Consider the following 24509-nt stretch of genomic DNA (forward strand, 5'->3'; position numbering starts at 1 on the left):
TGCCGGGATGCCGCGGACCGGCTGTTACGTTCGCGGGACGAAAGGGGGTGCGGGATGACCAGCAACTACCTGCCACCGTTCTCCGCAGCGGAGCGCGTCGACCAGACCCAGGACGATGCACCCGAGGGACCGGCACACCCGGCTCCGGCGGACACCGACCACGAGGCGACCTACGCGGACTTCCTGGGCGACCAGGTCGAGGACTGACACCGCATCGCCCACCCGGCCGACGGCCGGGCTCCGGGCGGGGCGGCCCGTGCGCCGGATCAGGGGACGCACGGACCGCCACGAAGCGCCGTGACCGGCCGTTCAGGGCGACCGGCCACGGCGCGCTCGACCCCGTCGGCGTGCAGAGCCCACGGGAGGCCCACAGAACAAGACGTCCCGAGGACGGCGTTCGTCACGCCGCGCCCCGAGATCCACCCGGAGGACTTCCCCTGACTGAGGACCAACCGCTCTCCGCCCTGTCGGACGCGTCGCTCGTCGAACGGTCTGCCGACGGCGACGCCCAGGCCTTCGGCGTGCTCATCCGCCGGTACGGCCCGCTCATGCGCGCCTACGCCGCGCGGATCCTCGGACACGGCGACGGCGAGGCCGACGACGCGGTCCAGGAGGCAGCACTCCAGGCCTGGCAGCGCATCGACCGGGTGGAGGACCCCGACCGCGTGCGCTCCTGGCTGTTCCGGATCGCGGCGAACAAGGCGCTCGACCGCCTCCGACGGCGGCACCCGCACCTCGACCTCGAGGCGGTGCCCGACCGTGCGGACGACCGACCCGTCGACGAGGTGGTCGTCGCACGCATGCAGGTCGACGCCCTCGCGCGGGTGGTCCGGGACCTGCCGGACGCGCAGCGAGCAGTGTGGGTCCTGCGGGAGATCGGCGGGTCGTCCTACGCGGACATCGCCGACCAGACCGGGCTCACCGTCACCGCTGTCCGGGGACTGCTCGCCCGGGCCCGTCAGGCCGTGATGACGCAGATGGAGGGGTGGCGATGAACGACGACGACGTCGACGACCGCCACGGTGCCTTCACCCTCGACGAGCTCGCCGACTACCTGGACTCCGGCCGGGACCCGGTGCGACCCGAGATCGAGGCGGACCCCGACGCGAGTACGGCGCTCCGGCGACTCGAACGGCTGCGCGAGGCCTCGGCCGACCTGCTCGACGCGGACGTCCGCGCCGCCGGCGCTGCCGACGAGGACTGGATCGCGCGCGTCCTGGCGAGCATCAGGACGACGGCGCACGCCGGCCGGGACATCCCCGTGCCCGACGACGACCCGACGTCCCACCTCGTCGTGACCGAGGGCGCGGTCCGCGGGCTCGTCCGGGCACTCGGCGACGGCATGCCGGGCGTCCTCGTCCGCAGGACCCGGTTCACCGGCGACGTCACCACGGCGGGCGCCGCGATCGACGTCGAGGTCGTCATCGCCCTGGCGGCCGATGCGCCGCTGCGGGAGCGGGCCGACGCGCTGCGGGAGACCGTCGCCGCGGCCCTGCACGAGCACGCACCGTTCACGGTCGCGTCGCTCACCGTCCGCGTCGCCGACGTCCTGACCCCTGGGGAGCACGCATGACCACCACGGACACCAGGGCCCTGTCGCGCCTGGCGACGGAAGCGGTCCTCGCGGTCCCCGGCGTCCGGTCGGTGGTGCTGCCCGGGCCGAGCCTGGCCGTCCTGGTGCGCGACGTCCGATCGGTGCTGGACCTGCCGCGGGACGGCGGTGCGGTCCTGGTCGAGGACCGCACCACGGGGCTGCGCGTCCGGGTGGTCGTCACGGTGGACGCCGGTGTCTCGGCGCTGACCACGCTGCGGTCGGTCCGGGACGCACTCGGGGTCTGCATCGAGCACGCCACTGCGACCCGGCCGGACGACGTCACGGTGCGGGTGGTCGAGATCGTCTGACGCACCGCCGCCCGCCGCCGCGCGTCGCCGGGTCGGCGCCCGTGGGCTCAGGCGGCGGGGGCGCCGTCGTCCGCGGCAGCGCCGCCGTCGGTCGCGGGGAGGTCCTCACCGATCATGCCGTCGTCCTCGGTGTCGACGACGTCGGCCGCGGCGGCCTTCGCGTCGTCGATGGTGTCCTGCGACTTCCGCAGCAGGTCGTCGTTGCCGGTGGGTGCTGTCTCGCTCATGGGCCCGACGCTACGCGGGAGCGCCTGAGCCGGTCTCCCGCCGCGGTCGGTGCGCGGGCTCGTAGTCGACCGCGGACGTCGGCGCCGGGGACGTCGGCATGACCGGGGCGGGCGGCGCGCCGTACGCGTCGGCAGCGTCGAGCACGGCCCGGGTCGCGGCGGCCGCGGTGCGGAGCGCGTCGGCGATGGGGAGCGCCCGGTGCGCCGGGGTCCGGACCTCGACACCCCACGGCTCGTCGAAGCCGAGGTCACGGACCGTCCGGATGAACCCGGGGATGTCCCACGCGCCGGCACCGGGCAGGTACCGCCCGAGCCGGGACTCGTCGGCCAGGGTCATGCCGTTCGGGGTGTCCATCAGACCGTCGCTGAGCTCGACCGCCGCCAGCGTCGACGGCGCCAGCCCGTGGCGGATCGACGCCAGGGTCGAACCGCCCCGCAGGGCGTGCATCGCGTCGAGCAGCAGCCCGCCGTTCGGGTGCCCCGCGGTCGCGACGAACCGTGAGGCCCGCTCCACCGTCGGCAGGTTCGACCACGGCTCGGGTTCGAGCACGAGCTGCGCACCGACGCCCCGGGTCTGCTCCGCGAGCACCACCCAGTCGTCGAGCATCGCCGCGGGGGAGACCCCGGGCAGGCTCACGTCGGCGCGGGCCACGACCTGCCAGGCACGGAGGGTCGCTGCAGCCTCGAGCAGGACACCCCGGTCCGCGTCCACCGCCGTGGTGCGGCTCGGGCACGTCCACCAGGTGCTGAGGGTACCGAGCTGCACCCAGACGATGCCGGCGTCGTCGAGCATCCTCCGGAGCCGGTGGAGACCGATGGTCGCACGGACCTCGTGCACGTCGTCGAGGGCGAGTGAGATGCCGGAGAAGCCGGCGGCACCGACGGCGCGGACACGCTCGTCGATCGGTTCGTCGCCGTCCCACGTCCAGGACGTCGCCAGCAGGTCGTGTTCCAGCACGGTGCACCTCCGTGTCCACGGACGCACGACGGCGGTGTCGAGCGTCCCCGGCCCGCTTCCCTGTCAGCGGACCACGACGACGCGTTGCGACGACGCCGTCTGGCACCGTGCTACTCGCTGCTGCTCCGCACCGGCTCACAGCCGCACGCCGACTGCGTCATCTGGTCACGATCCGCGCACCGCAGGACGGCCGGGAGGCTCGGTGCACGTCCGGCGCGCACCGTCAGGTCAGCGACGGTGCCGGACCCAGCGTCGTCCGCACGGTCCCGACGCCCTCGACCGTCCCGACGAGCACCGACCCGGGAGCGACCACGCCGACACCGTCGGGCGTCCCCGTCATCACGAGGTCACCCGGCTCCAGGCGCACGGCCCGGGACAGCTCCGCGAGGACCTCGGCAACGGACCAGATCTGGTCCGCCAGGTCCCCGTGCTGGCGGCGCTCGCCGTCGACGGTGAGCGCGATCGTGCCGTGCGTCGGGTCGACGTCGGCGGCGGGGACGAGCGTGCCGATCGGTGCCGAGGCGTCGAACCCCTTCGCCATGTCCCACGGCCGACCCAGTCGCTTGGCCTCGGCCTGCAGGTCCCGCCGGGTCAGGTCGAGGCCGACGCCGTACCCCCAGACGTGGTCGAGCGCGTCGCCGACGGGGATGTCCGCGCCGCCGACACCGACCGCCACGACGAGCTCGACCTCGTGTTCGAGCCGCCCGGTCATCGGCGGGTACGGAGTCCCCGCGTCGTCCGTGACGACCGCGTCGGCCGGCTTGGTGAAGAAGAACGGCGGCTCACGATCGGGGTCGTGGCCCATCTCGCGCGCGTGCGCCGCGTAGTTCCGTCCGACGCAGAACACACGGCGCACGGGGAACCGCCCGCCCGTCGTCGTCGGGACGGAGGGCGTTGCCGGAGCCGGGATCACGAGGTCGGTCACGACCCCAGCGTGGCACGGGCCTACTGACCCGGTGCGGCGCTCTCGGTCTCACCCTCGCCCGGGTCGCCGCCGGTCCCGCCCTCGGCGGGCTCGTCCTGCGGCCACCCCGCGAACTGCCACGCGCCGACCGAGGGGTGGTCCTCGCCCTTCGCGTAGGCGTACGCACGGGCGGCGTCACGTGCCTCGGACAGCTTCCCGAGCAGCTCGGCGAACCGGTCGGACCCGTCGGCCACCCGCGTCAGCGCGTCGTGCGCGAGTGCGAAGCGGTCCATCTCGTTGCGGATGAGCATGTCGAACGGCGACGTCGTCGTGCCGCGCTCGAGGAACCCGTGCACGTGCAGGTCGTCGTGCCCGTGGCGGCGGTAGGTGAGCTGGTGGACGAGCGACGGGTACCCGTGGAACGCGAACACCGCGGGCGTCCCGGGGAGGAACAGCTCGTCGTACCGCTCGTCGGAGACGGGGTGCTCGTGCTTGCGGGGGTCCCCGAGCGAGAGCAGGTCCACCACGTTCACCACGCGGACGCCCACCTCGGGCGCGTGGGTGCGGATGATGTCGGCAGCCGCGACGGTCTCCACGGTGGGGACGTCCCCGGCGCTGACGAGGACGACGTCCGCGTGCCCGACCGTCTGCTCGGTGCCGGCCCAGTCCCAGACGCCCATGCCGGCGTCCGCGTGGGCGACGGCGTCCTCGAGCGACAGGAACACCGGCTCGGGGTGCTTGCCGGCGACGATGACCTCGATGCGGTTCGTCGTCTCGAGCGCGTGCGCCGTCACCGCGAGCAGGGTGTTCGCGTCGGCGGGGAGCTTGATCCGCACGAGGTCCTGCTGCTTCGAGGCGACGACGTCCAGGAAGCCCGGGTCCTGGTGCGAGAACCCGTTGTGGTCCTGCCGCCAGACGTGCGACGAGAGCAGGATCGTCAGGTTCGACACCGGCGCACGCCAGTCGATGTCGGTGGAGGACTCGAGCCACTTGGCGTGCTGGCCGACCATCGAGTCGATGATGTGGGCGAAGGCCTCGTACGTGTTGATGATCCCGTGGCGACCGCTCAGGACGTAGCCCTCGAGCAGGCCCTCGAGCACGTGCTCGGACAGGATCTCGGTGACCCGACCGGTCGGCGCGATGTGCTCGTCGTCGGGGGAGTTCGCCGCCCGCCAGACGCGGGAGGTGACGTCGAACACCGCGTCGAGCTTGTTGGAGACGGTCTCGTCGGGGCCGAACAGCCGGAACGTCGAGGGGTTCTGGGCCATCAGCGCCGCCAGCCAGGGGCCGAGCGTGCCGGTGGAGGAGGCGTCCTCACCGGCGGGGACGCCGTACGGTGCGAGGTCAGGTCGCTGCAGCGCCGTGCGGCTCCGGCCGCCGTTGGCGTGGGGCGTCGCGCTCATCCGCTTGTCGCCGACGGGGCGGATCGCCTCGAGCAGCCCCGTGCCGGTGCCGTCCTCGGTGAAGAGCTCCGACGGTCGGTAGGACTCCATCCACGCCTGCAGCTGGGCGCGGTGTCCGTCGTCCTCGCGGACCGCGGGCAGCGGCACCTGGTGGGCGCGGAAGGTGCCCTCGACCTTCTCGCCGTCGACCTCCTTCGGGCCGGTCCAGCCCTTCGGGGTCTTCAGGACGATCATCGGCCAGCGCGGGCGGAGGTCGGTCGCACCGGCCATCTCGCCGGCGGCGGCGCGCGCGGCCTGGGCGCGGGCGGCGGCCTGGATGTCGTCGATGGACGCCAGCGCCCGGCGCAGGGCCCCGTCGAACAGGGCGTGCACGGCGAAGGGGTCGTCGTCGACGCGGGAGGAGTCCACGATGATCGGGTCGTAGCCGAGCCCGCGGAAGTACGCGGTGAGGTCCTCGGTGGGGATGCGTGCGAGCACCGTCGGGTTCGCGATCTTCCACCCGTTGAGGTTGAGGATCGGCAGCACGGCGCCGTCGGCCACGGGGTCGAGGAACGTGTGGGCCTGCCACGACGCGGACAGCGGCCCGGTCTCGGCCTCGCCGTCACCGACGACGCAGGTCACGACGAGGTCGGGGTTGTCGAGCGCGGCACCGTACGCGTGCGCGAGGGAGTAGCCGAGCTCGCCGCCCTCGTTGATCGACCCGGGCGTCTCCGGGGCCGCGTGCGAGGGGAAGCCGCCGGGGAACGAGAACTGCTTGAAGAACTGCTGCAGCGTGGTGCCCGGGTAGAGCTCCTGCCAGGTGCCCTCGAGCCACGCGTTCGCGTTCATCGCGGGGCCGCCGTGCCCGGGGCCGCAGATGTAGAGCATGTCCCGGTCGGTCGACGTGATCAGCGCGTTGCAGTGCGCGTACACGAGGTTCAGCGCGGGCGACGTGCCCCAGTGCCCGAGGAGCCGCGGCTTGATGTCGTCCGGGGTGATCGGGTGTTCCAACAACGGGTCGTCGAGCAGGTAGATCTGCCCGACGGTGAGGTAGTTCGCGGCGCGCCACCACGCGTCGATCGCGCGGATCCGGTCAGTCGTGGGGAGGTGCTCGGGGGCCATGACCCCACGGTACGGACCTCGCCGCAGGACGGTTCCAGAAACTCGTCCAATCCGTTCGGGGAGGGGTACCGAATCATCAGCACAGGGCAAACGCCCAGAGCACTTCCCGGCCTCGTCCGGCCAGGACTCGATCAACTCACAGAAGAGGAACGAACACCATGCGCAAGATCACCAAGACCACGGTCTCCCTCGCCGCCGCTGGCGCGATCATCCTCACCGGTGCCGGGTTCGGCGTCTCCGCCGCGCAGGCCACCCCCACGATCCACACGGTCGCCTCGTCCTCCTCCAAGATCCCCGCCCCCGTCGCGTCGGTCCCCGAGGTCCTCGGTGGCGACACCTCCGTCGCCCTCGACAAGGGCTTCACCGACGCCCTCACCTCCCTGAAGCTCACCCCCGGTGTCTCCGGCACCGCGAAGCTCGCCGACGGCGCCGTGTCGTTCCCGATCACCGCCGGGTCGGTCACGTACTGGAGCCCGGACGGCAACTACCGCCCCTACGTCCAGGGCCTGCTGAACCACGACGACTCCGGTCTGACCCTGAAGGCCGGCGACACGACCGTCACGCTGGAGAACTTCGTCGTGAACCCCGGCTCCTCCAAGCTCTACGGCGACGTCCTCGTCAACGGTGAGGTCGCAGCGCCGAACGCGTACCTGTTCTCCCTCCACGGTGGTTCGCTGAAGGCCCTGCAGCTCGAGGGTGACAACGCGATCCTGACCGGCACCACCGTCCACGTCTCCGCCGACGCCGCGAAGCTGCTCAACAGCACCTTCAAGACCGACGCCGTCAAGGCCGGCCTGCTCGTCGGGACCGCCACCATCACCGCCCAGATCAAGTAACACCCCCGCGGGGCCACCCCGCAGCACCACACACGAGAACGCCGCCCCGATCACGGGGGCGGCGTTCTCTGCGTTGCGCGGGAGTTCCGGCGTCGCGGGCGCATCCGATGCTGGTTCCCCTCCGCGGCGGTGACGAATCCGGTCGTCTCCGCCCGAGATCCCCGAACCAGATCCGTCATCCCGCAGCACGGGAACCCGTTCGGCGCGCGGTCGTTCCCCTGGCGCGTTCGATGGGAAGTGGAAACGCGCGTCGAAGGTCGGAGCGAACGACCCCCTACGCGCGGGACAACCTGCCGCGCGCGGAACGACCTACAACGCGCGGAACGACCCATGACGCACGCGATGGGAAGTGGAAACGCGCGTCGGAGGTCGGAACGAACGACCTACAACGCGCGGAACAACCTGCCGCGCGCGGAACGACCTACAACGCGCGGAGCGACCCGCCGAGCCGGAGCGCCACGCGCCGGGAGCGCCAGCAGCGTCAGGAACGGCGGCGCCACCAGCGACGCGGGCGCGCGCCAGCCAGCGCCTGCTCCGCAGCGCGAGCGGCCGATGCCATCCGGGCCTCCCGACGCTCGCGCCAGGCCTGCAGCTCGGAGTCGACGTCCCGCATCGGCGTCACGACGGGTGGCCCGCCGAGGAGCTGGCGACGGGCCTCCTTCACCCGGGCGTTGAAGTCCACGAGGACGTCCCGGACGTCGGACTCCACTGAGAGTGCGTCCAGGTGGTCGTCGAGCTCGGCGTCCTCGGTCCGCAGGGCGAGTGCGGGCGGGGCGATCCCGCGGATGTCCTCGCGCTCGATCTTCGACTTGATCCACCAGTCGGGGTCGTGCTGGCCGTCGAGTCCGGGCAGGGGCTTGCCGTGGTACGGGTTGCCCTCGAAGACACCGCGCCGCTCCGCTTCCTCGATCTGGGCCCGTGCGTGGGCGGCCACGTCGGCGGCCTTGAGCAGGCGACGTTCCTCACGCACCTCGTCCGGGTCGAGCGACCCGCGTTCGATCTCGCTCTCGACGAGCTGCTGGTAGCGGTAGCGGGCGGCCCTCCTGAGCCGGTCCATCCGTGCGTCGACGTCGTTCATCGTCAGACCATGATGCCCCGCCCGTCCGACGGCGCACCCAGGCCGCACGCCCCGGACACCCTCGTCGCCAGCGGTCCTTCCGAGAACCTCCACGGCCGCGGTGGTCCACGGTCGGGTGCATGGACTCACTGCCCCTCTGGTTGCTCGTCGTGGTCTTCGTGGCCGGCGCGGCCGTGATCTGGGTCGCCGGCATCCAGCTCTCGAAGACGACCGACGTGCTCGACGCCCGCCTGCACCTCGGCAGCGCACTCGGCGGCCTCATCGTGCTGGCCGTCGCCACGAACCTGCCCGAGATCGCCATCACCGTCAGCGCCGGGCTCTCCGGGTCGATCGAGGTCGCAGCCGGCAACATCCTCGGCGGCATCGCGCTGCAGACCGTCGTCATCGCCGTCCTCGACGCGTTCGGCAAGCGCGGGAAGGGCGTCAAGCCGATCACCTACCGCGCGGCCTCGCTGACCCTGGTGCTCGAGGCGGTCGTGGTCGTCGCGGTCCTCGGCGTCGTGATCGCGGGCAGTCAGCTGCCGCCGGACCTCGTCGTCGCCCGGTTGACGCCGGACGTCGTCCTCATCGCGGCGATCTGGCTCGTCGGGTTGTTCCTGGTGCAGCGCGCGAGCAAGGGCCTGCCGTGGCACGAGAGCGGACACGCGCCCGACGCCAGTCCGCACGCCGCGGGGCACCGCACCCGCAAGCCGGACGCGTCGAAGCCGATGAGCACGAAGAAGGCCGCGGTCGTCTTCGCGGTGTCCGCCCTCGCCACCCTGGTCGCCGGTGTCGTGCTCGAGCAGGCCGGGGACGCGGCGTCCAGCAAGATCGGGCTCTCCGGCGTGCTGTTCGGCGCGACCGTCCTGGCTCTGGCGACGAGCCTGCCGGAGATCTCCACGGGCCTCCAGGCGGTGAAGCAGGGCGACGACAACCTGGCGGTCTCCGACATCTTCGGCGGCAACGCCTTCCTGCCGGTGCTGTTCCTCGTCGCCACCCTGCTGTCCGGCAAGGCGGTGCTGCCGCAGGCCAACGCCAGCGACGTGTACCTGACCGCCCTGGCGGCCGTGCTGACGCTCGTCTACGCGGTCGGACTCGTGTTCCGGCCTCAGCGACGGATCGCGGGGATGGGCGTCGACTCGTTCGTCGTCGTCCTGCTCTACCTACTCGGCGTCGCGGGCCTCGTCGCCATCAGCATCGGCTGACCCGGACCCGGAACCGGACTCCGCCCCGGACACCTCCTCGATCGTCAACGCCGCCTGGATGAGCGCCAGGTGCGACAGCCCCTGCGGGATGTTGCCCATGAAGGCCCCGTCCTCGGCGCTGAGCATCTCGCTGAACAGCCCGACGTCGTTCGCCTGCGCGACCATGTCGTCCATCAGGCTGTGTGCGTCGTCGACCCGTCCGACGCAGGCCAGCGCAGCCGCGAGCCAGAACGAGCATGCGACGAACGGCGACTCCTCGACGTCCATGCCCGAGTACCGGTAGACGAGCGGCCCCTGCTGCAGCTGCTCCTCGATCGCCCGGATCGTCGACTCCATGCGCGGGCCCCGGTCGAAGGCGCTCATCGCGTGCAGCAGGATCGAGGTGTCGAGCGCGTCGGTGCCCGGGTACATCACGTAGTGGCCGAGCTCCTCGTTCCACCCGTTCTCGGACACCCAGTCCTCGATGAGCTCGCGGTTCTCGATCCACTTCTCGCGCGGACCGTCGATCATGCCGGCGTCGTGCAGCTCCACGGCCGCGTCGAGTGCCTGCCAGCAGCCGATCTTGCTCGTGACGTAGTGCTGCGTGTCCTCGAGCTCCCACATGCCCGAGTCCGCCTCCGGCCAGCGGTGGCACGCGTCGTCGGCGAGGTCCTGGAGCACCGCCGCGGACTTGCGGTCGAGGACGTTGCCGGCCCGGACGTACTGCCGGAGGATCTCGAAGACGTCGCCCCAGACGCCGAGCTGCAGCTGGTTGCCGGCACGGTTGCCGATGGTGACGGGGCCGATGCCGTTCCACCCGGGCACGTCGCGCTCCTCGACGTCGTCGGTCTTCGAGCCGTCGAGCGCGTAGAAGATCGGCATGGTCTCGTCGTGCTCGGCGATCGTGCGCATCATCCACGACACCGCGGCGTGGGTCTCCTCGCGCAGGCCGAAGCGCGTCAGGGCGTGCACCGTGTACGACAGGTCGCGCACCCAGGCGAACCGGTAGTCCCAGTTCTTCCCGCCACGGCGGTCCTCCGGCAGGCTCGTCGTCGGCGCCGCGGCGATCGCCCCGGTGGGGGAGAAGATGAGCAACTTCAGCGCGAGGGCGCTCCGCTGCACGGCCTCGGCCCACGGGCCGTCGTAGCTGAACTCCTCCGACCACGACTTCCAGTTCGCGATCGTCCGGTCCATCGCGGCGAGCGCGCTCTCCGGTCGCGGCATGAAGATCGGTTCGTCGTGCGTGCCGACGATGGAGAGGATGTGCTTCGAGCCCTCCTCGGCGTCGAACCGGCCCGAGAAGCGGGGCCCGTCGTCGTGCACCGGGTCGAAGCCGTGCTCGACGATGGCGATGGTGACGCCGTCGATGCCGATGACGGTGCCGTTCGCCGTGTCGAGGCGCTTCGGCTCCGCGGTGTTCAGGAGCGTGCCGGGGACGACCGCCCACTCCATCTCGACGGTGCCGTCGACGCCCTGCACGCAGCGCGCGACCTCGGCCCACGGCAGCCGTCCCGCGACACCGGTGACCATGGCGTCCGTCACGGTGACGGTGCCAGACGACGTGGTCCACGTGGTGACCAGGACGTTCGTCCCAGCGATGTACTCGCGGGAGACGGTGGCGTCGTCGGCGACGGGGCGCAGCGCCACGTGTCCGCCGTGCTCGGCGTCGACGATGCTCGCGAAGACGGGCGGCGAGTCCATCGACGGGATCGGCAGCCAGTCGATGCGGCCGTCGCGGGCGATGAGCGCCACGGTCCGGCCGTCCCCGATCGCGCCGTACGAGCGCAGGGGCACGTACCCGTCGGTGCGCTCCTCGTTGTCGGAGGCGTCCGGTGTGTCTCGCGTGCGTTCAGGCATGTGTCCATGCTGCCCGGATGCCCTGCGGGTGAGCAGCCCGCGGCGTACCCCGCCTGCCGGAGCCGAGCCGGGCCTCCAGGCCGTTCACCGGAGCCGGGTTGTGCATCCCGGGCGTGTCGCGCTAGTGTCGCTCTCCTGCCCGCCCCGGGCAGGCCCTGCCAGCGGCAGGACACCGGAAGGACCGCGCATGCGCGCCGTGCAGTATCCCGAACAGCGGATCGAGCTCCAGCTCGATGCGCTCGCGGTGCTGCCCGAAGAGCGCAGCACGCAGCAGTCCACCGGCAACCCCGCGTAGGCACGACCGTCACACGACGCCCCCGTGCCCACCCGGCCCGGGGCGTCGCTCGCCGTCCTCCTCGCGTCCGCCACGGACGCCGCGTCCGCCACGGACCCCGCGTCCGTCAGGACGCTCGGTCCACACCGGACAGGAGGCCCGGCACAGTTCCGCCTCGGACCGTCACCCTGAAGAGACGAGACGAGGAGAAGCAATGCAGAAGATCACCGGCCGGCTGCTGTCCTGGGCGTCGCTGCTCGAGGAGAACACGGAGCAGCAGGCCCGCACCACCGCGGCGATGCCCTTCGTGTTCCCGCACGTGGCCCTGATGCCGGACGCCCACCTGGGCCTCGGCGCGACCGTGGGGTCCGTCATCCCCACGCTCGGCGCCGTGATGCCCGCAGCCGTGGGCGTCGACATCGGCTGCGGCATGATCGCCGTGCGCACGCAGTTCACCCGCGCCGAGCTGCCGGAGGACCTGCAGCCCCTCCGCGAGCAGATCGAGCGCGCGATCCCGCTGTCCGCGGGCGCCGCGAACCGGAAGGTCGTCGCGACGGCCGCACCACGGATCGCGGAGCTCGAGACGATGGCCGAGGCCGCCGGGTTCGACCCGGCGAGCGCGCTGCAGGGCTGGCGGAACCAGCTCGGGACCCTCGGGTCCGGCAACCACTTCATCGAGGTGAGCGTCGACGAGGAGGACCGGGTCTGGCTGTTCCTGCACTCCGGGTCGCGCGGGGTCGGGAACAAGATCGCCCAGCGCCACATCGCCGTCGCCAAGGCCGCGATGCAGCGGTGGTGGATCGAGCTGGCGGACCCCGACCTGGCGTACCTGGTCGAGGGCACGCCCGAGTTCGACCGGTACATCGCTGAGCTCCGGTGGGCGCAGCACTTCGCCCTGCTGAACCGCGAGGAGATGATGGACCGCGTCGTCCGGCAGCTCTCCGAGGTGATGGGGCAGCCCGTCGACGAGCGCGAGCGGATCAACTGCCACCACAACTTCACGCAGCGCGAGGAGCACTGGGGGAAGTCCGTGTGGGTGTCCCGCAAGGGTGCGATCCAGGCGCGCACCGGGCAGCTCGGGCTGATCCCCGGGTCGATGGGCACGGCGTCGTACGTCGTCGAGGGGCGGGGGAACAAGCCCTCGCTGGAGTCCTCGCCGCACGGGGCCGGTCGGATGTACTCGCGGTCGGCCGCGCGCCGGACGTTCACGCACGACCAGCTCCGTGCCGCGATGGTCGGGATCGAGTACCGCGACACGGACGCGTTCCTCGACGAGATCCCGGCGGCCTACAAGCCGATCGACCAGGTGATGGAGGACGCCCGTGACCTCGTCACGATCCGGCACACGCTGCGTCAGGTCGTCAACGTGAAGGGCGACTGACGGGCTGTCGGACTGGAGGCGCGGTGCGGCCCCGCACCGCGCCTCCAGTCCTGCCCGTGTCTCCTGTCCGCACCGTGGCGCGCCGGACATCCGCAGCCGCGTCGGGCAGTGTGGTCCCCCGTGAACACCAGCGCTGAAGCCACTGCCCGCGAGACCGGACGACAGGCGCGCCGCGTGGCGGACAGCCGCTGGTTCGAACTCACCGCCCGCGCCGGGTTCGTCGGCAGCGGCGTGGTCCACCTGCTCATCGGGTACCTGGCGATCCTGCTCGGCATCGGGAACGCGGCCGCCGGCAGTGGGTCCCAGGGATCACAGTCCGGCGAGACCGACCAGTCCGGAGCACTCGCGCAGATCGCGGCCGTCCCCGGCGGGATCGTGCTGCTCTGGGTCGTGGCCGTCGGCACCGCGGCGCTCTGCCTGCGCCTGGTCATCGAGGCCGTCGTCGGTGGCCGCACCGACAGTGCCCGTGCCTGGTTGGCGCGCGCGAAGAACGCCGCGAAGGCCGTCGTCTACGGGGCCATCGCGTACTCCGCCGGGTCGTTCGCGCTCGGGGCGGGCAAGAGCTCGAGCGGTTCCACCCGGAGCGCCGCCGCGAAGGCCCTGGCCACCCCGGGCGGCGTGTTCCTGCTGCTCCTCGTCGCTGCCGTCGCGGTCGCCATCGGCATCGGCCTCGTGGTGATCGGCATCCGGCGCTCCTACCGGAAGCAGCTCGTGACGCCGCCGCGCTCGGTCGAGCCGACCCTCACCGTGCTGGCGGTCGCGGGCTACGTCGCGAAGGGCATCGCGGTCACGATCGTCGGCGTGCTCGTCGCCGTCGCGGCCTTCCGGAGCGACCCCGACCAGGCGACCGGACTCGACGGGGCCTTCGACGCCCTGCGGTCGATGCCCGGCGGGTCGGTCGTGCTCGTCGTGGTCGGCATCGGGTTCCTGGCCTTCGGCGCTTACAGCTTCCTGCGCGCGAAGTACGCGAAGATCTGACGCTTCCCGGGCGGGTTCGTCGGGTGCCGCCTGCCCGCCCGCCCGCCGAGCGGTCACGACACCCCGCTCACGTCCGGCGAGCGGTCCGCGACACCCGGCTCACGCCCGCCGAGCGGTCGCGACACCCCGCTCACGTCTGGCGAACGGTCACCAACCGTCGCTCCGACGGCCGCGGTGCGACGGGTTGCGCCCACTCGACGACCACCCGACGGGGTGTCGTGACCACTCGTGGAGCATCTCGACGACCACCCGACGGGGTGTCGTGACCACTCGTGGGGCATCGGGAGGCGCCCGGCTCCGGACGACGGATCTCGTCGGGGACATTGACGGATCCGGCTGGCTCGGCCCGGGTCTCCCGAACCGGATCCGTCACCGCGGAGAACGGGAACGGACTCCCCGCCGCGAGGGCCCTCGGAAGCCGACCTGCCACAGGGGCTGAACGTGGTGTGTGGTGGCCCGCGGTAGACCGGGACCATGACGACGAGCGCCACCACCGGACCGGCCCACCTGTTCTCCGACGCGGGCGCCGTCCTCGCGGAGAGCATCGTGTGGGACCCCGACCAGCACGTCCTGCGCTGGACCGACATCACCCTCGGCACGCTGAACACCGCCGACGCGTCGGGCTCCCCGCTGAGAGCCGTCCCGCTGCCCCCGCCGCTGGCGTCCTTCCAGCCCAGGGCCCAGGGCGGCTTCGTCGCGGCCCTCGGGGACACGGTCGTCGTCACGGACGCCGACGGTGGGGACCCTCGGACCATCACCCACGTCGAGCACGCGCACGCCGGCATCCGCTTCAACGAGGGCAAGTGCGACCCCTTCGGCCGCTTCCTGGTCGGCAGCATGAACCTGACGACGGGGGAGCCCGACGGCGCGCTGTACTCGGTCGAGCCCGACGGCACGACCCGACTGCTCCGTGGGGGCTTCGGCACGACGAACGGCTTCGAGTGGTCCCCGGCGGGCGACCTGATGTACGTCACGGACACGAGCACCTCGACGATCTACCGCGGGACGTACGGCCCCGACGGGGAGCTCGGTGAGCTGGAGCCCTTCGTCGTGGGCGCTCCCCACGACGGGCTGGTGCGCGACGACGAGGGCTGCTTCTGGAGTGCGAGCTACGGCGAGGGGCACATCGAGCGGTACGACGCCTCGGGGGCACACCTGGAGACCGTCGACGTCCCCGCACCGAACGTCACCTCCGTGGCCTTCGGTGGGGACGACATGTCGACGCTCTTCGTGGCGACCGCCCGCGAGAACCTGACCGAGGAGCAGCTCGAGGAGCACCCGCACTCCGGCGGCGTCTTCGCGGTGCCGACCCGCGTGCACGGCGTCCCGGCGTTCGCCTTCGGTGGCTGAGCCCGCGGTCGCCGCCGGCTGCGCCTGCGCAGGCTGACAGCCGCACACCTCGGAGTGCCGGACCCCTGGCGGTAGTCTGGGCGACCGCCTGCCATCCGAGGAGACCCACGTGAACGAGGAGCACCCGCGCCACGCCGACGCCCTGGAGCACACGGAGAGCGCCGACGTCGTGGTCAAGGTCGACCGCGTCCCCGTCGACGGCACGAACGTCCGCGTGAGCTCGATCGGCGACGTGGGCAAGCGCCCGTTCCTGCTCGTCGCGGGTCTGGGGATCGCGTCGACGTACTACGAGCGCCTCGCGCCCAACCTCGAGGAGTTCGGCCCCGTCCGCGCCCTCGACCTGCCGGGCTTCGCGGGCGTGCCGAAGTTCCGCGGCACGGTCTCGATCGAGCGCTACGCCGATGCCGTGGAGCGCGTGATCGAGGAGCTCGGCCTCGACAACCCGGTGCTCGTCGGCCACTCCATGGGCACGCAGGTCGTCACCGAGGTCGCCGCGCGCCACCCGGAGATCACCGACCTGGTCCTGATCAGTCCCGTCGTCGACTCGAAGGCCCGCACGGTCAGCGAGTCCGCCGTGCGGTTCCTCCGCTCAGCCCTCCACGAACCCTCCGCCGTCCGCTTCCACGCCGTCACCGCGTACGCGCTCTGCGGCTGGCACTGGTTCCGCAAGGTGCTGCCGAAGATGATCGCGTTCCCGATCGAGGAGCGCGCCCCGCACGTGCAGGCCCGCGTCCTCATCGTCCGCGGGGAGCACGACGCGATGGTCCCGCGCGACTGGGTCCGACGCCTGGCCCGGGTCTTCCCGCACGCAGTCCTCCGCGAGGTCGTCGGTGGGGCGCACTCGGTCATGCACGCGCAGGCCGACGTCGTCGCGCGCCTGGCAGTCGCCCACGTGAAGGGCGAGCTGACGGACCGCGGGGTGTCGTCGCTGCAGCGCGTCCGCGATGACTCGACGAAGACGGACCTGGCCCGACTCGGCCCCGGCGACGCCTGGCTCGTCGTCCGTGCCCGCTTCAAGGAGCTGTTCGGCATGGCGAAGGGCGACGACGAGGTCCTCGAGGCCGGCAAGTCCGCCCACGCACTCGCGATGGCCGACGACGCCGACGCTCCGGTCGACCCGGACGTCCGCCACGACATCGTCGAGGCCGTCGCGCCGGAGCTGAACCGGCGCGACGACCACTGACCGCCAGTCTCGTCAGGCCGTGATGCGGCCCGGCAGCATGTCTGGTGTGATCGCGTTCGCCTCGGCGAGCACCTTGCGGGCCTCGTCGGTCTTGTCCGACACGTTCCAGAGCAGCACGCCACGCACGGTGTCGTCGTCGTCCAGGTAGTAGACGACGCCGGTGACGGTCGGGTCCTGCCAGTCCTCGACGGTGCGCAGGTCGGTCGAGACGGTCCCGACGGCCTCGTAGCCCATGTCGAACACGTTCGAGTAGTACATCGGCGTGTGGTCGTACGTCTCGTCGGCGTCGGCGAGGTTGCGGCCAGCCTGGCGTCCCTGCTGCTGCGCGTTGTCGACGTGCTCGACCCGGCGGGTGCCGAGGATCCGGTCGGGGTACCGTGCGACGTCACCCGCGGCGAACACGGCGGGGTCGTCGGTGACGAGCGTCGAGGACACGACGATGCCGTCGTCCACCGTGAGACCGGCGTCCGCGGCGAGACCGGTCACGGGTTCGATCCCGAGGCCGACGACGACCGCGTCGGCCTCGACCTCGGAGCCGTCGTCGAGCGTCAGGGTGACGCCGTCGGCGGTCTGCGAGCCCTCGGTCACGCGGCGGCCGGTCCGGAGCTCGACGCCGTGGTCGACGAAGCGCTGCTGGAACGCCCGGGCCAGGTCGTCGGGGAACATCGCGCCGCCGACCACCTCGTCCGGGTCGACCAGGGTGACGCGGGCGCCGGTCTGCACGACGCCCGCGGCGATCTCGGTGCCGATGTAGCCGCCACCGACGACGACCACGTGCGCGCCGGCGTCGGCCAGGGTGCGGAGGCGTCGGTAGTCGGCCGCGCTGCGGTAGTCGAGCACGCGGTCGGACGGCTCGAGTCCGGGCAGGCCGCGGGGCTTGCCGCCGGTGGCGATGAGCAGCTGCTCGTAGCCGTGCGTGGCCCCGTCGGCGGTGGTGACGGTCTTGGTGGCACGGTCGATCGAGACGACCCTGGTGCCGAGCAGGAACTCCGCGCCGGTCTCCTCCGTGTGCAGGTCGACCTTCTCGTCCCAGCTGAAGTCCGGGTCGGTCCAGAGCTTCTTGGACAGGGCGGGACGGGCGTACGGGCGGTCGACGTCCTCGCTGAGGACCCCGATCGTGCCGTCGGTGTCGAGTTCGCGGACGCCGCGGGCGGCCGCGTCGGCGACCATCCCGCCGCCGACGATCAGGTAGCGGTAGTCGGTCATGGTGTCCCTGTCAGATCGTGGCGACCGAGCCGGAGTCGACCCGGTAGTTGGAGCCGTTGACGAAGCTGGCGAGCTCGGAGCACAGGAACGCGACGACGTTCGCGACCTCTTCCGGCTCCCCGCGGCGCTTCAGCTCCATGTACGGACGCTCCTCGTCGAGGAAGCTCTCGATGGCCTCGTCGAAGCTGCTGCCGATCTGCTCGGCACGCTTCTTCATCATCGTGTCGGTCATCGGCGTGTGGATGAAGGCGGGACTGACGGTGTTGACGAGCAGCCCCTCCTTCGCGTAGCTGCGCGACAGGCCCTTCGCGAACGAGAGCACCCCGGCCTTGGCGGCGCAGTAGGGGAGCTCGTCGTCGTACGGCTGCGACGCGTCCTCGGAGACGAGGTAGACGATGCGACCCCAGCCGCCGTTCCGCAGGTCGGCGATGAACTCGCGCGTGATGCGCACCGGGCCCATCAGGTCGACGTCGAGGGTCTCGGCCCAGCCGGCCTCGTCGATCTCGTGGAACATCCCCTGCGCACCGGTCACACCGGAGGACTGCACGAGGATGTCGATCTCGCCGACGGCGTCCCGCACCTGCTCGTGCAGCGACGCCAGGCTCTCGGCACTGCGCACGTCAGCGGCGAAGGCGTGGAGCTTGCCGACCGGTGCTTCGAGCTGGTCGGCCGAGTTGTCGAGTCGTGCCTGGTCGATGTCGGTCACGACCACCGTGGCGCCCTCCGCGAGGAGGATGCGGGCGGTGTTCCAGCCGATGCCGGAGTCGCCGCCGAACACGAGTGCGGTCTTGCCCTGGATGCCGAGGTCCACGTCGGTTCCTTCCTGGTTCAACGAAGGACCGCGCGGCGCGAGTGCGCCGCGCGGTCACCTGCTGGTGGTGCTGGTGTCACGCGTGCGCGGAGGCCTCGGCGGTCTGCGAGGTCACCGCTGCGGCGAGGGGGGTGCGGGGAGCGCGGTTCTCGGCGCTGACCATCCAGGCGAGCTGCTCGAGGCGCTCGATGAAGCCGTGGAGCAGGTCGGCGGTCGTCGGGTCTTCCTCGTCGACCTCGTCGTGCACGTCACGCATGGTGCCGGTCGCCTGGTACAGACGGAGCGTGATCTGGTCGATCGCGTCGTGCGTGGTGATCTCCCCGTCGGGGAACGCGTCGAGGTGGCTGCCGGCGGCGACGGTCGCCGAGCGGCCGTCGGGGACCAGGTACAGCGCGCGCATGCGCTCGGCTGTGTCGTCGGCGAACTCGCGGGCGGCGTCGACGATCTCGTCGAGCTGCAGGTGCAGGTCGCGGAAGTTCGTGCCGAGGATGTTCCAGTGGGCCTGCTTGCCCTGGAGGTGCAGGTCGATGAGGTCCACGAGGACCGCCTGGAGGTTCTTGGCCATCTTGTCCGATGCGTGCATGGTGGTGGCTCCTTTCGCTTCGGTTGACCTCTCTGGTCTACGCGCTGCGAGCGCCACCGTTCACAGTGCGCAGTGAGGGAGTGTCCCCCGCGCACGCGCGGACGTCAGTGGGACGGAGCGGGGTCGACCTGGTCGACGGCGTCGCGCATGTGCTCGAGGAAGAACGCCACCGTGCGGGCGTCCTCGAGCGAGAGCCCCTCGGCGATCGACATCATGCGGCGGTGCATGGTGCCGAGCGTGGCGCGGACCTCGTCGTCGCTCGCGGTCGTCGGGGTGATGACGAGGGCGCGGCGGTCGGTGGGGTGCTTGTCGCGGCGGACGTGGTTGCTCTTCACGAGGCGGTCGATGAGGATCGTCGTCGATGCCGAAGAGATCTTCAGGTACGCGGCGAGGTCCTTCGGGCTGACCTGGCGGCCGGCGCGCTGGGCCTGCAGCAGGTACCGCACGGCCAGCAGGTCGGTCTCGCCCATGCCCATCGAGTCGCGGGTGCGCCGACGCATCGCGGTCTCGGCGGCACGGTACCGACGCAGGGCGTTCAGCACGGCGACTCCGCGCTGCGTCGCGTCGTCGTCGGGGAACCAGTACCCGGACGCCTCCGCGGTCTCCTGCAAGGACATGCCGATCAGGGTAACCCGTCTCGTTGCTAGGACGTCTAGCGAACACACGGGTGGTGCTGACCGTTGCTCAGGATGGACGCACCGGACGGGAGGCTCCCCACCAGCTGGTGGGGAGCCTCCCGTCCGGTGTCGGTGCGGCAGGCTACGCGGCCGCTGCGGGCTCCTGGGCGGCCTCGGCGAGCGCGGTCAGCGCGCCCTGGACGAGCTCGGTGACCTCGGCGTCCTCGCGCGGGTGGGTCTCCGCGAACCGGACGACCGACTGCGGGATGGCGACCTTGACGTCCTCGAGCACCTTCGCGCCCGCGATGCCGGCGACCTTGCGGGCGTCGTCGTGCGCCCAGACGCCGCCGTACTGGCCGAACGCGGAACCGATGACGGCGACGGGCTTGCCGGACAGGGGCGAGGCGCCGAACGGCCGCGAGGCCCAGTCGAGCGCGTTCTTCAGCACGGCCGGGATCGTGCCGTTGTACTCCGGCGTGACGAGCAGGACGCCGTCGGTCTCGGCGAGCGCCTGCCGGAACGCGACCGCTGCGGCGGGCGGGGTGTCCCCGTCGATGTCCTCGTTGTAGAAGGGCAGGTCGACGATGCCCTCGTACACGGTGGGCGTGGTGCCCTCCGGGGCGTGGTGGATCGCGGCTTCGGCGAGCTTGCGGTTGATGGAGCCGGCGCGGAGGCTGCCGACGAGGACGAGGACGTTCGTCATGGGGACCCTTTCGTGGTCGAGCGTGGTCGTTCGTCGACGTCGTTGTCGGGTCTGATTGTTTCACCGACAACCAACCGGTTCGTGCGACGCCGTGTTCCCGACCCTCGGAACAGGGTGTGTCGTCGTCGGTAGCGTGCAGGGGTGACCGGATCCAGGACCCCAGCCAGCACCCCAGCCACCCCCGACGCCGACTGGTGGCGTCAGGCCGTCGTCTACCAGGTGTACCCGCGGAGCTTCGCCGACTCGAACGGCGACGGACTCGGTGACGTCGCCGGCATCACGAGCCGGGTGCCCTACCTCGCCGAACTCGGGGTGGACGCGATCTGGCTCTCCCCGTTCTTCCCGTCGCCCCTCGCCGACGGTGGCTACGACGTGGCGGACTACCGCGACGTCGACCCCCGGCTCGGCACGCTCGAGGACGCCGACGCGCTCATCGCCGCAGCGCACGCGCACGACATCCGGGTGATCGTGGACGTGGTGCCGAACCACACCTCGGACGAGCACGAGTGGTTCCGTGCCGCGCTCGCCGCCGGACCGGGGTCCCCCGAGCGGGCCCGCTACGTGTTCCGCGAGGGTGCCGGCGTCGACGGGGAGCTCCCGCCGAGCGACTGGGTCGCGAACTTCGGTGGCAGCGCCTGGACCCGGGTGCCCGACGGTCAGTGGTACCTGCACCTGTTCGCGCCGGAGCAGCCCGACCTCGACTGGACGAACCCCGAGGTGCACGCCGACTTCGAGCACACCCTCCGCTTCTGGTCCGACCGGGGCGTCGACGGCTTCCGTGTCGACGTCGCCCACGGGCTCGCCAAGGACCTGTCGGAGCCGTACCGCCCCTCGAACGAGCAGGCGCTGCCCCTCGACGGCTCGGACCCGCTCTACGACCGCGACGAGGTGCACGAGATCTTCGCGGGGTGGCGACGTGTGCTCGACGAGTACGACCCGCCGCGCGCCGCGATCGCCGAGGCCTGGGCACCCGCGCCCCGTCGCGTCCTCTACGCCCGGCCGACCGAGCTCGGGCAGGCCTTCAACTTCGACCTGCTCGAGGCCCCGTTCGACCCGACCGCCTTCCGGACGATCATCGAGCGCAACCTCGCCATGTCCGAGGAGTCCGGCGCGTCGAGCACGTGGGTGCTCTCGAACCACGACGTCGTCCGCCACGCCACCCGGTACGGGCTGCCCGACGACACTGACACCGACGCGTGGCTGATGACCGACGGCACCACGCCCACGCTCGACCGGGACCACGGGCTGCACCGGGCCCGGGCAGCCTCGCTGCTGCTGTTCGCGCTGCCCGGCTCGACGTACACCTACCAGGGCGAGGAGCTCGGGCTGCACGAGGCCCCGGCCATCCCGCGCGAGCTGCTGCAGGACCCGAAGTGGATCCGCTCGGGGCACACCGTCAAGGGGCGCGACGGCTGCCGCGTGCCGATCCCGTGGACCGTCGACGGCCCGTCGTTCGGGTTCGGCGACGTGCCGCCGCAGCTGCCCCAGCCGGAGGACTTCGGCGCGTCGAGCGTCGAGGCCCTCGCCGACGACCCGACCTCGACGCTGTCCCTGTACCGCGCGGCCTTCGCGACGCGTCGGCAGCTGCAGCGCGGCGAGCACCTGACGTGGCTGGACACCCCGGCGCACGTCGTCGGGTTCGCCCGGCACGACGGGTGGCGGTCGTACACGAACTTCGGCACGTCGCCGGTGCCACTCCCCGAGGGACAGGTGCTGCTGGCGTCCGGGCCGCTGACGGACGGGATGCTGCCCGGCGAGACGACGGTGTGGGTGGGGTAGCGCTCGGCTGATCGCTGCGGGGTCCATCCCTCCACAGCCAGGAGGCTCGGGGCCGGGTTCCACAGATGGACCCGGCCCCGCCGTGTGGTCGCGGCCCGGTCGCGAGCATCGGTGGCATGACATCACCAGCGAAACCACCACCACCTCCTGCACGACCCGTTCCGCCGGTCCGGCCGCGTCGGTCGGCCCGGCGCGGCCCGCGTCCGGTCGTCGGGCGTGGCGCACGGCGGGCATCCGGGGTCGGCGTGCGTCGGGCGACCGGGCACGGCGTGCGTCGGGCGTCCGGGCTCGGGGCCGTCGCGGCGGCGCTCGCCGTCGTCCTCGCGCCCCTCGGCCCGGTGCCCGCGCAGGCCGAGGACCACACCTTCCCCTACGTCAACGACTTCACCACCGCGGACGGGGGCACGCTGACCGGCAGCGCCCGCATCGTCGACGGCCGGCTCCGCCTCACACCGGCGGGCGTCGGCGTCGCCGGGGCCTGGGCCATGGACGACGCCTTCCCGTCGACCCTGGGGCTCGACGTCGAGTTCGACTACGCCATGTACACGCCGTACGAGCAAGGTGCCGACGGCCTGCTCCTCTACCTCGCCGACGGCTCCGTCGCTCCCGGGGTCGGCGGGACCGGGGCCGCGCTCGGGTACGCCTGTCGCACCGAGCAGAACGAAGGCTCGGGACCCTGCCAGACGCCGGGGCTCCCCGGGGGCTTCGCCCCCGGGGCTCCCCGGGGGCTTCGCCGCGGTGGCCCTCGACCTCCACGGCAACTTCTCCCTGCCCATCAACGGCAGTGGTCCCGGCAGGTCGCCGAACACGGTCACCGTCCGTGGCTCCGGCAACGGCACGGACGGCTACCGGTTCGTCGACAACGCCGCCGTCCGCAGCGGGGTCGAGACCGACGGCCCCACCACCAGGACGGTTCGCGTCACCCTGCAGCCCGGCGACGACGGTCTCGAGCTCACCGTCCGCCTGACGACCGGCGGGGTCACCACGACCGTGCTCGACTCGGTCCAGCTCGGCGGCGACGGCCAGGCCCCGCTGCCCGACACCCTCCGCCTCGGGTTCACCGGCGCGACCGGCGCCTACCGGAGCGTCCACGAGATCGACGCCCTGCGGGTCGCACAGCCGGCGGACCTCCGCGTGCAGCACGAGACGGCCCCTGCGGTCGCGGGGGAGCGGGTCCGCTACGCCGTCTCGGCCGCGAACACCGGTCGCAACGACTCCGAGCCGAGCCCGTTCACGGTCGACGTCCCCGACCAGCTCAGCGACGTGACGTGGACCTGCTCGGCCTCCGACGGCTCGGCGTGCGGCGACGGCAGCGGCACCGGGGACGTGGACACGGCGCTCGACCTGGTCCGTGGCGGTACTGCCAGAGCGGTGATCGAGGGCTCCCTCGACCCCGCGGCCGAGGGTGCACTGACGAGCGTCGCCACCATCGACGTGGCACCCGGCCTGGCCGACGTCGACGAGTCCGACAACACCTCCACCGCCACCACGCCCATCACCGTCCGCGCCGACGTCGAGACCGACAAGCGCGTCTCCCCGTCGACGGACGTCGAGCCCGGTGACGAGGTCGAGTACGTCGTCACCGCCCGCAACCGGGGCCCCGCCGTGGCGCAGGACGTCGGCGCGGTCGACGACCTGCCCGCCGCGATGTCCTTCGCCGGGTCCGACGACGACTGCACCGCGGAGGGGCAGCACGTCACCTGCCGGTCAGGGGAGTCCCTCGCCGTCGGACAGGAGCACGCCTTCCGGATCCGGGCCGTCCTCGACCCCGAGTACCGCGGCGACGGCTCCGACGTGGTCAACATCGCGACCGCCACGTCCCCGACCGACCCGGACGGCGGCGACCCCTCGGACGAGGTCGCCATCGTCGTGCCGCGGCCGGACGACCCCGACGCCGGTGCCACGCCCGGGCCGACCCCGACCCGGACACCGTCACCGCAGCCGAGCGGCAGCCCGACCGCGGGTCCGACGACCGGGCACGCGAGCGACCGCGGTGACGGCGGCGGCAGCGCCGGACACCGCGCACCAGCGGCCCCGGGTGCGCTCGCGTACACGGGTGCCGCGGGCACGGCGCTCGCCGCGGGCATCGGCGTCCTGCTCCTCGTCCTGGGCGGTGGCTGCTGGGTGCTCGCCCGGCGCCGACGTCGCGCTCCGGAGCAGCCGGTGCGTGGGGCGGCGATGCCCGGGAGTGCCGTGAGCGACTGAGCCGGCGGCG

Annotated in this window: 23 protein-coding genes; 12 read left to right on the forward strand and 11 right to left on the reverse strand. The window is 72.2% G+C overall.

Annotated elements, in window-relative coordinates; all coding sequences use genetic code 11:
• The first annotated feature begins 54 nt into the window (after nucleotides 1–54).
• The 4 genes from OVA28_RS05770 to OVA28_RS05785 all read left to right on the forward strand — a co-directional run bounded on the left by OVA28_RS05770 (nucleotide 55) and on the right by OVA28_RS05785 (nucleotide 1902).
• Complete coding sequence (locus tag OVA28_RS05770) at nucleotides 55–207, forward strand: hypothetical protein (RefSeq protein ID WP_268096128.1); 153 nt, start codon at nucleotides 55–57, stop codon at nucleotides 205–207.
• A gap of 314 nt (nucleotides 208–521) precedes the next feature.
• Nucleotides 522–995 carry an RNA polymerase sigma factor gene (locus tag OVA28_RS05775; protein WP_268096129.1) on the forward strand — a complete coding sequence of 158 codons (474 nt, stop codon included), beginning with the start codon at nucleotides 522–524 and terminating at the stop codon, nucleotides 993–995.
• Nucleotides 992–1573, forward strand: a complete 582-nt coding sequence (locus tag OVA28_RS05780) for a hypothetical protein (protein WP_268096131.1) — start codon at nucleotides 992–994, stop codon at nucleotides 1571–1573. Before OVA28_RS05775 ends, OVA28_RS05780 begins: the two co-directional genes overlap by 4 nt.
• Nucleotides 1570–1902 carry a hypothetical protein gene (locus OVA28_RS05785; protein ID WP_194659872.1) on the forward strand — a complete coding sequence of 111 codons (333 nt, stop codon included), beginning with the start codon at nucleotides 1570–1572 and terminating at the stop codon, nucleotides 1900–1902. Before OVA28_RS05780 ends, OVA28_RS05785 begins: the two co-directional genes overlap by 4 nt.
• Before the next feature lie 47 nt (nucleotides 1903–1949).
• On the opposite strand, the gene OVA28_RS05790 is transcribed toward OVA28_RS05785, so the two are convergent.
• The 4 genes from OVA28_RS05790 to OVA28_RS05805 form a co-directional block, all read right to left on the reverse strand.
• Nucleotides 1950–2129: a hypothetical protein gene (locus OVA28_RS05790; RefSeq protein ID WP_194659873.1), complete on the reverse strand. Its 180-nt coding sequence runs from the start codon at nucleotides 2127–2129 to the stop codon at nucleotides 1950–1952.
• A gap of 10 nt (nucleotides 2130–2139) precedes the next feature.
• Nucleotides 2140–3087: a sugar phosphate isomerase/epimerase family protein gene (locus OVA28_RS05795; RefSeq protein WP_194659874.1), complete on the reverse strand. Its 948-nt coding sequence runs from the start codon at nucleotides 3085–3087 to the stop codon at nucleotides 2140–2142.
• 223 nt (nucleotides 3088–3310) lie between these two features.
• Entirely contained in the window at nucleotides 3311–4012 is a 702-nt protein-coding gene (locus OVA28_RS05800) for a fumarylacetoacetate hydrolase family protein (protein WP_268096133.1), read from the reverse strand.
• Nucleotides 4013–4032: 20 nt separating this feature from the next.
• Nucleotides 4033–6495 carry a phosphoketolase family protein gene (locus tag OVA28_RS05805; protein WP_268096134.1) on the reverse strand — a complete coding sequence of 821 codons (2463 nt, stop codon included), beginning with the start codon at nucleotides 6493–6495 and terminating at the stop codon, nucleotides 4033–4035.
• A gap of 158 nt (nucleotides 6496–6653) precedes the next feature.
• Here OVA28_RS05805 and OVA28_RS05810 point away from each other — a divergent pair, with 158 nt between their 5' ends.
• Nucleotides 6654–7331 carry a hypothetical protein gene (locus tag OVA28_RS05810; RefSeq protein WP_194661312.1) on the forward strand — a complete coding sequence of 226 codons (678 nt, stop codon included), beginning with the start codon at nucleotides 6654–6656 and terminating at the stop codon, nucleotides 7329–7331.
• 481 nt (nucleotides 7332–7812) lie between these two features.
• Here the strand turns inward: OVA28_RS05810 and OVA28_RS05815 are convergent, their stop codons facing one another.
• Nucleotides 7813–8409 carry a J-domain-containing protein gene (locus OVA28_RS05815; RefSeq protein WP_268096135.1) on the reverse strand — a complete coding sequence of 199 codons (597 nt, stop codon included), beginning with the start codon at nucleotides 8407–8409 and terminating at the stop codon, nucleotides 7813–7815.
• A gap of 119 nt (nucleotides 8410–8528) precedes the next feature.
• Here OVA28_RS05815 and OVA28_RS05820 point away from each other — a divergent pair, with 119 nt between their 5' ends.
• The gene (locus OVA28_RS05820) at nucleotides 8529–9593 is read left to right on the forward strand and encodes a sodium:calcium antiporter (protein ID WP_194659879.1); all 1065 of its coding nucleotides are present in this window, start codon (nucleotides 8529–8531) and stop codon (nucleotides 9591–9593) included.
• Here OVA28_RS05820 and OVA28_RS05825 read toward each other — a convergent pair.
• Nucleotides 9552–11429, reverse strand: a complete 1878-nt coding sequence (locus OVA28_RS05825) for a glycoside hydrolase family 15 protein (protein WP_268096136.1) — start codon at nucleotides 11427–11429, stop codon at nucleotides 9552–9554. The two genes, OVA28_RS05820 and OVA28_RS05825, sit on opposite strands and share 42 nt — an antisense overlap.
• Nucleotides 11430–11917: 488 nt before the next feature.
• Between OVA28_RS05825 and OVA28_RS05830 the strand changes: the two genes are divergently transcribed.
• From OVA28_RS05830 to OVA28_RS05845, 4 genes are all read left to right on the forward strand, one after another.
• On the forward strand, nucleotides 11918–13084 hold the full coding sequence (locus tag OVA28_RS05830) for an RtcB family protein (protein ID WP_268096138.1): 1167 nt from the start codon (nucleotides 11918–11920) through the stop codon (nucleotides 13082–13084).
• Between the two features lie 120 nt (nucleotides 13085–13204).
• Nucleotides 13205–14062: a DUF1206 domain-containing protein gene (locus OVA28_RS05835; protein ID WP_268096139.1), complete on the forward strand. Its 858-nt coding sequence runs from the start codon at nucleotides 13205–13207 to the stop codon at nucleotides 14060–14062.
• A 474-nt stretch (nucleotides 14063–14536) separates the two neighbouring features.
• A complete protein-coding gene (locus tag OVA28_RS05840) occupies nucleotides 14537–15412 on the forward strand; it encodes an SMP-30/gluconolactonase/LRE family protein (protein ID WP_268096140.1) in 876 nt (291 codons plus the stop codon).
• Between the two features lie 109 nt (nucleotides 15413–15521).
• On the forward strand, nucleotides 15522–16595 hold the full coding sequence (locus OVA28_RS05845; RefSeq protein WP_268096141.1) for an alpha/beta fold hydrolase: 1074 nt from the start codon (nucleotides 15522–15524) through the stop codon (nucleotides 16593–16595).
• A 12-nt stretch (nucleotides 16596–16607) separates the two neighbouring features.
• On the opposite strand, the gene OVA28_RS05850 is transcribed toward OVA28_RS05845, so the two are convergent.
• The 5 genes from OVA28_RS05850 to OVA28_RS05870 all read right to left on the reverse strand — a co-directional run bounded on the left by OVA28_RS05850 (nucleotide 16608) and on the right by OVA28_RS05870 (nucleotide 20515).
• Nucleotides 16608–17801 carry an NAD(P)/FAD-dependent oxidoreductase gene (locus tag OVA28_RS05850; protein ID WP_268096142.1) on the reverse strand — a complete coding sequence of 398 codons (1194 nt, stop codon included), beginning with the start codon at nucleotides 17799–17801 and terminating at the stop codon, nucleotides 16608–16610.
• 10 nt (nucleotides 17802–17811) lie between these two features.
• Nucleotides 17812–18612 (reverse strand): SDR family NAD(P)-dependent oxidoreductase, encoded by an 801-nt coding sequence (locus tag OVA28_RS05855; RefSeq protein ID WP_268096143.1) that lies wholly within the window; start codon nucleotides 18610–18612, stop codon nucleotides 17812–17814.
• A 76-nt stretch (nucleotides 18613–18688) separates the two neighbouring features.
• Nucleotides 18689–19195: a Dps family protein gene (locus tag OVA28_RS05860; protein ID WP_194659887.1), complete on the reverse strand. Its 507-nt coding sequence runs from the start codon at nucleotides 19193–19195 to the stop codon at nucleotides 18689–18691.
• A gap of 104 nt (nucleotides 19196–19299) precedes the next feature.
• Complete coding sequence (locus OVA28_RS05865; protein WP_194659888.1) at nucleotides 19300–19812, reverse strand: MarR family winged helix-turn-helix transcriptional regulator; 513 nt, start codon at nucleotides 19810–19812, stop codon at nucleotides 19300–19302.
• 142 nt (nucleotides 19813–19954) lie between these two features.
• On the reverse strand, nucleotides 19955–20515 hold the full coding sequence (locus OVA28_RS05870; RefSeq protein ID WP_194659889.1) for an NADPH-dependent FMN reductase: 561 nt from the start codon (nucleotides 20513–20515) through the stop codon (nucleotides 19955–19957).
• Between the two features lie 141 nt (nucleotides 20516–20656).
• Here OVA28_RS05870 and OVA28_RS05875 point away from each other — a divergent pair, with 141 nt between their 5' ends.
• Nucleotides 20657–22294 (forward strand): glycoside hydrolase family 13 protein, encoded by a 1638-nt coding sequence (locus OVA28_RS05875; RefSeq protein WP_268096145.1) that lies wholly within the window; start codon nucleotides 20657–20659, stop codon nucleotides 22292–22294.
• A gap of 738 nt (nucleotides 22295–23032) precedes the next feature.
• Nucleotides 23033–24499 carry an LPXTG cell wall anchor domain-containing protein gene (locus OVA28_RS05880; protein WP_268096146.1) on the forward strand — a complete coding sequence of 489 codons (1467 nt, stop codon included), beginning with the start codon at nucleotides 23033–23035 and terminating at the stop codon, nucleotides 24497–24499.
• Nucleotides 24500–24509: the final 10 nt, after the last annotated feature.

The sequence above is a fragment of the Curtobacterium sp. SL109 genome (assembly GCF_026672405.1).
Classification (GTDB): Bacteria; Actinomycetota; Actinomycetes; order Actinomycetales; family Microbacteriaceae; genus Curtobacterium.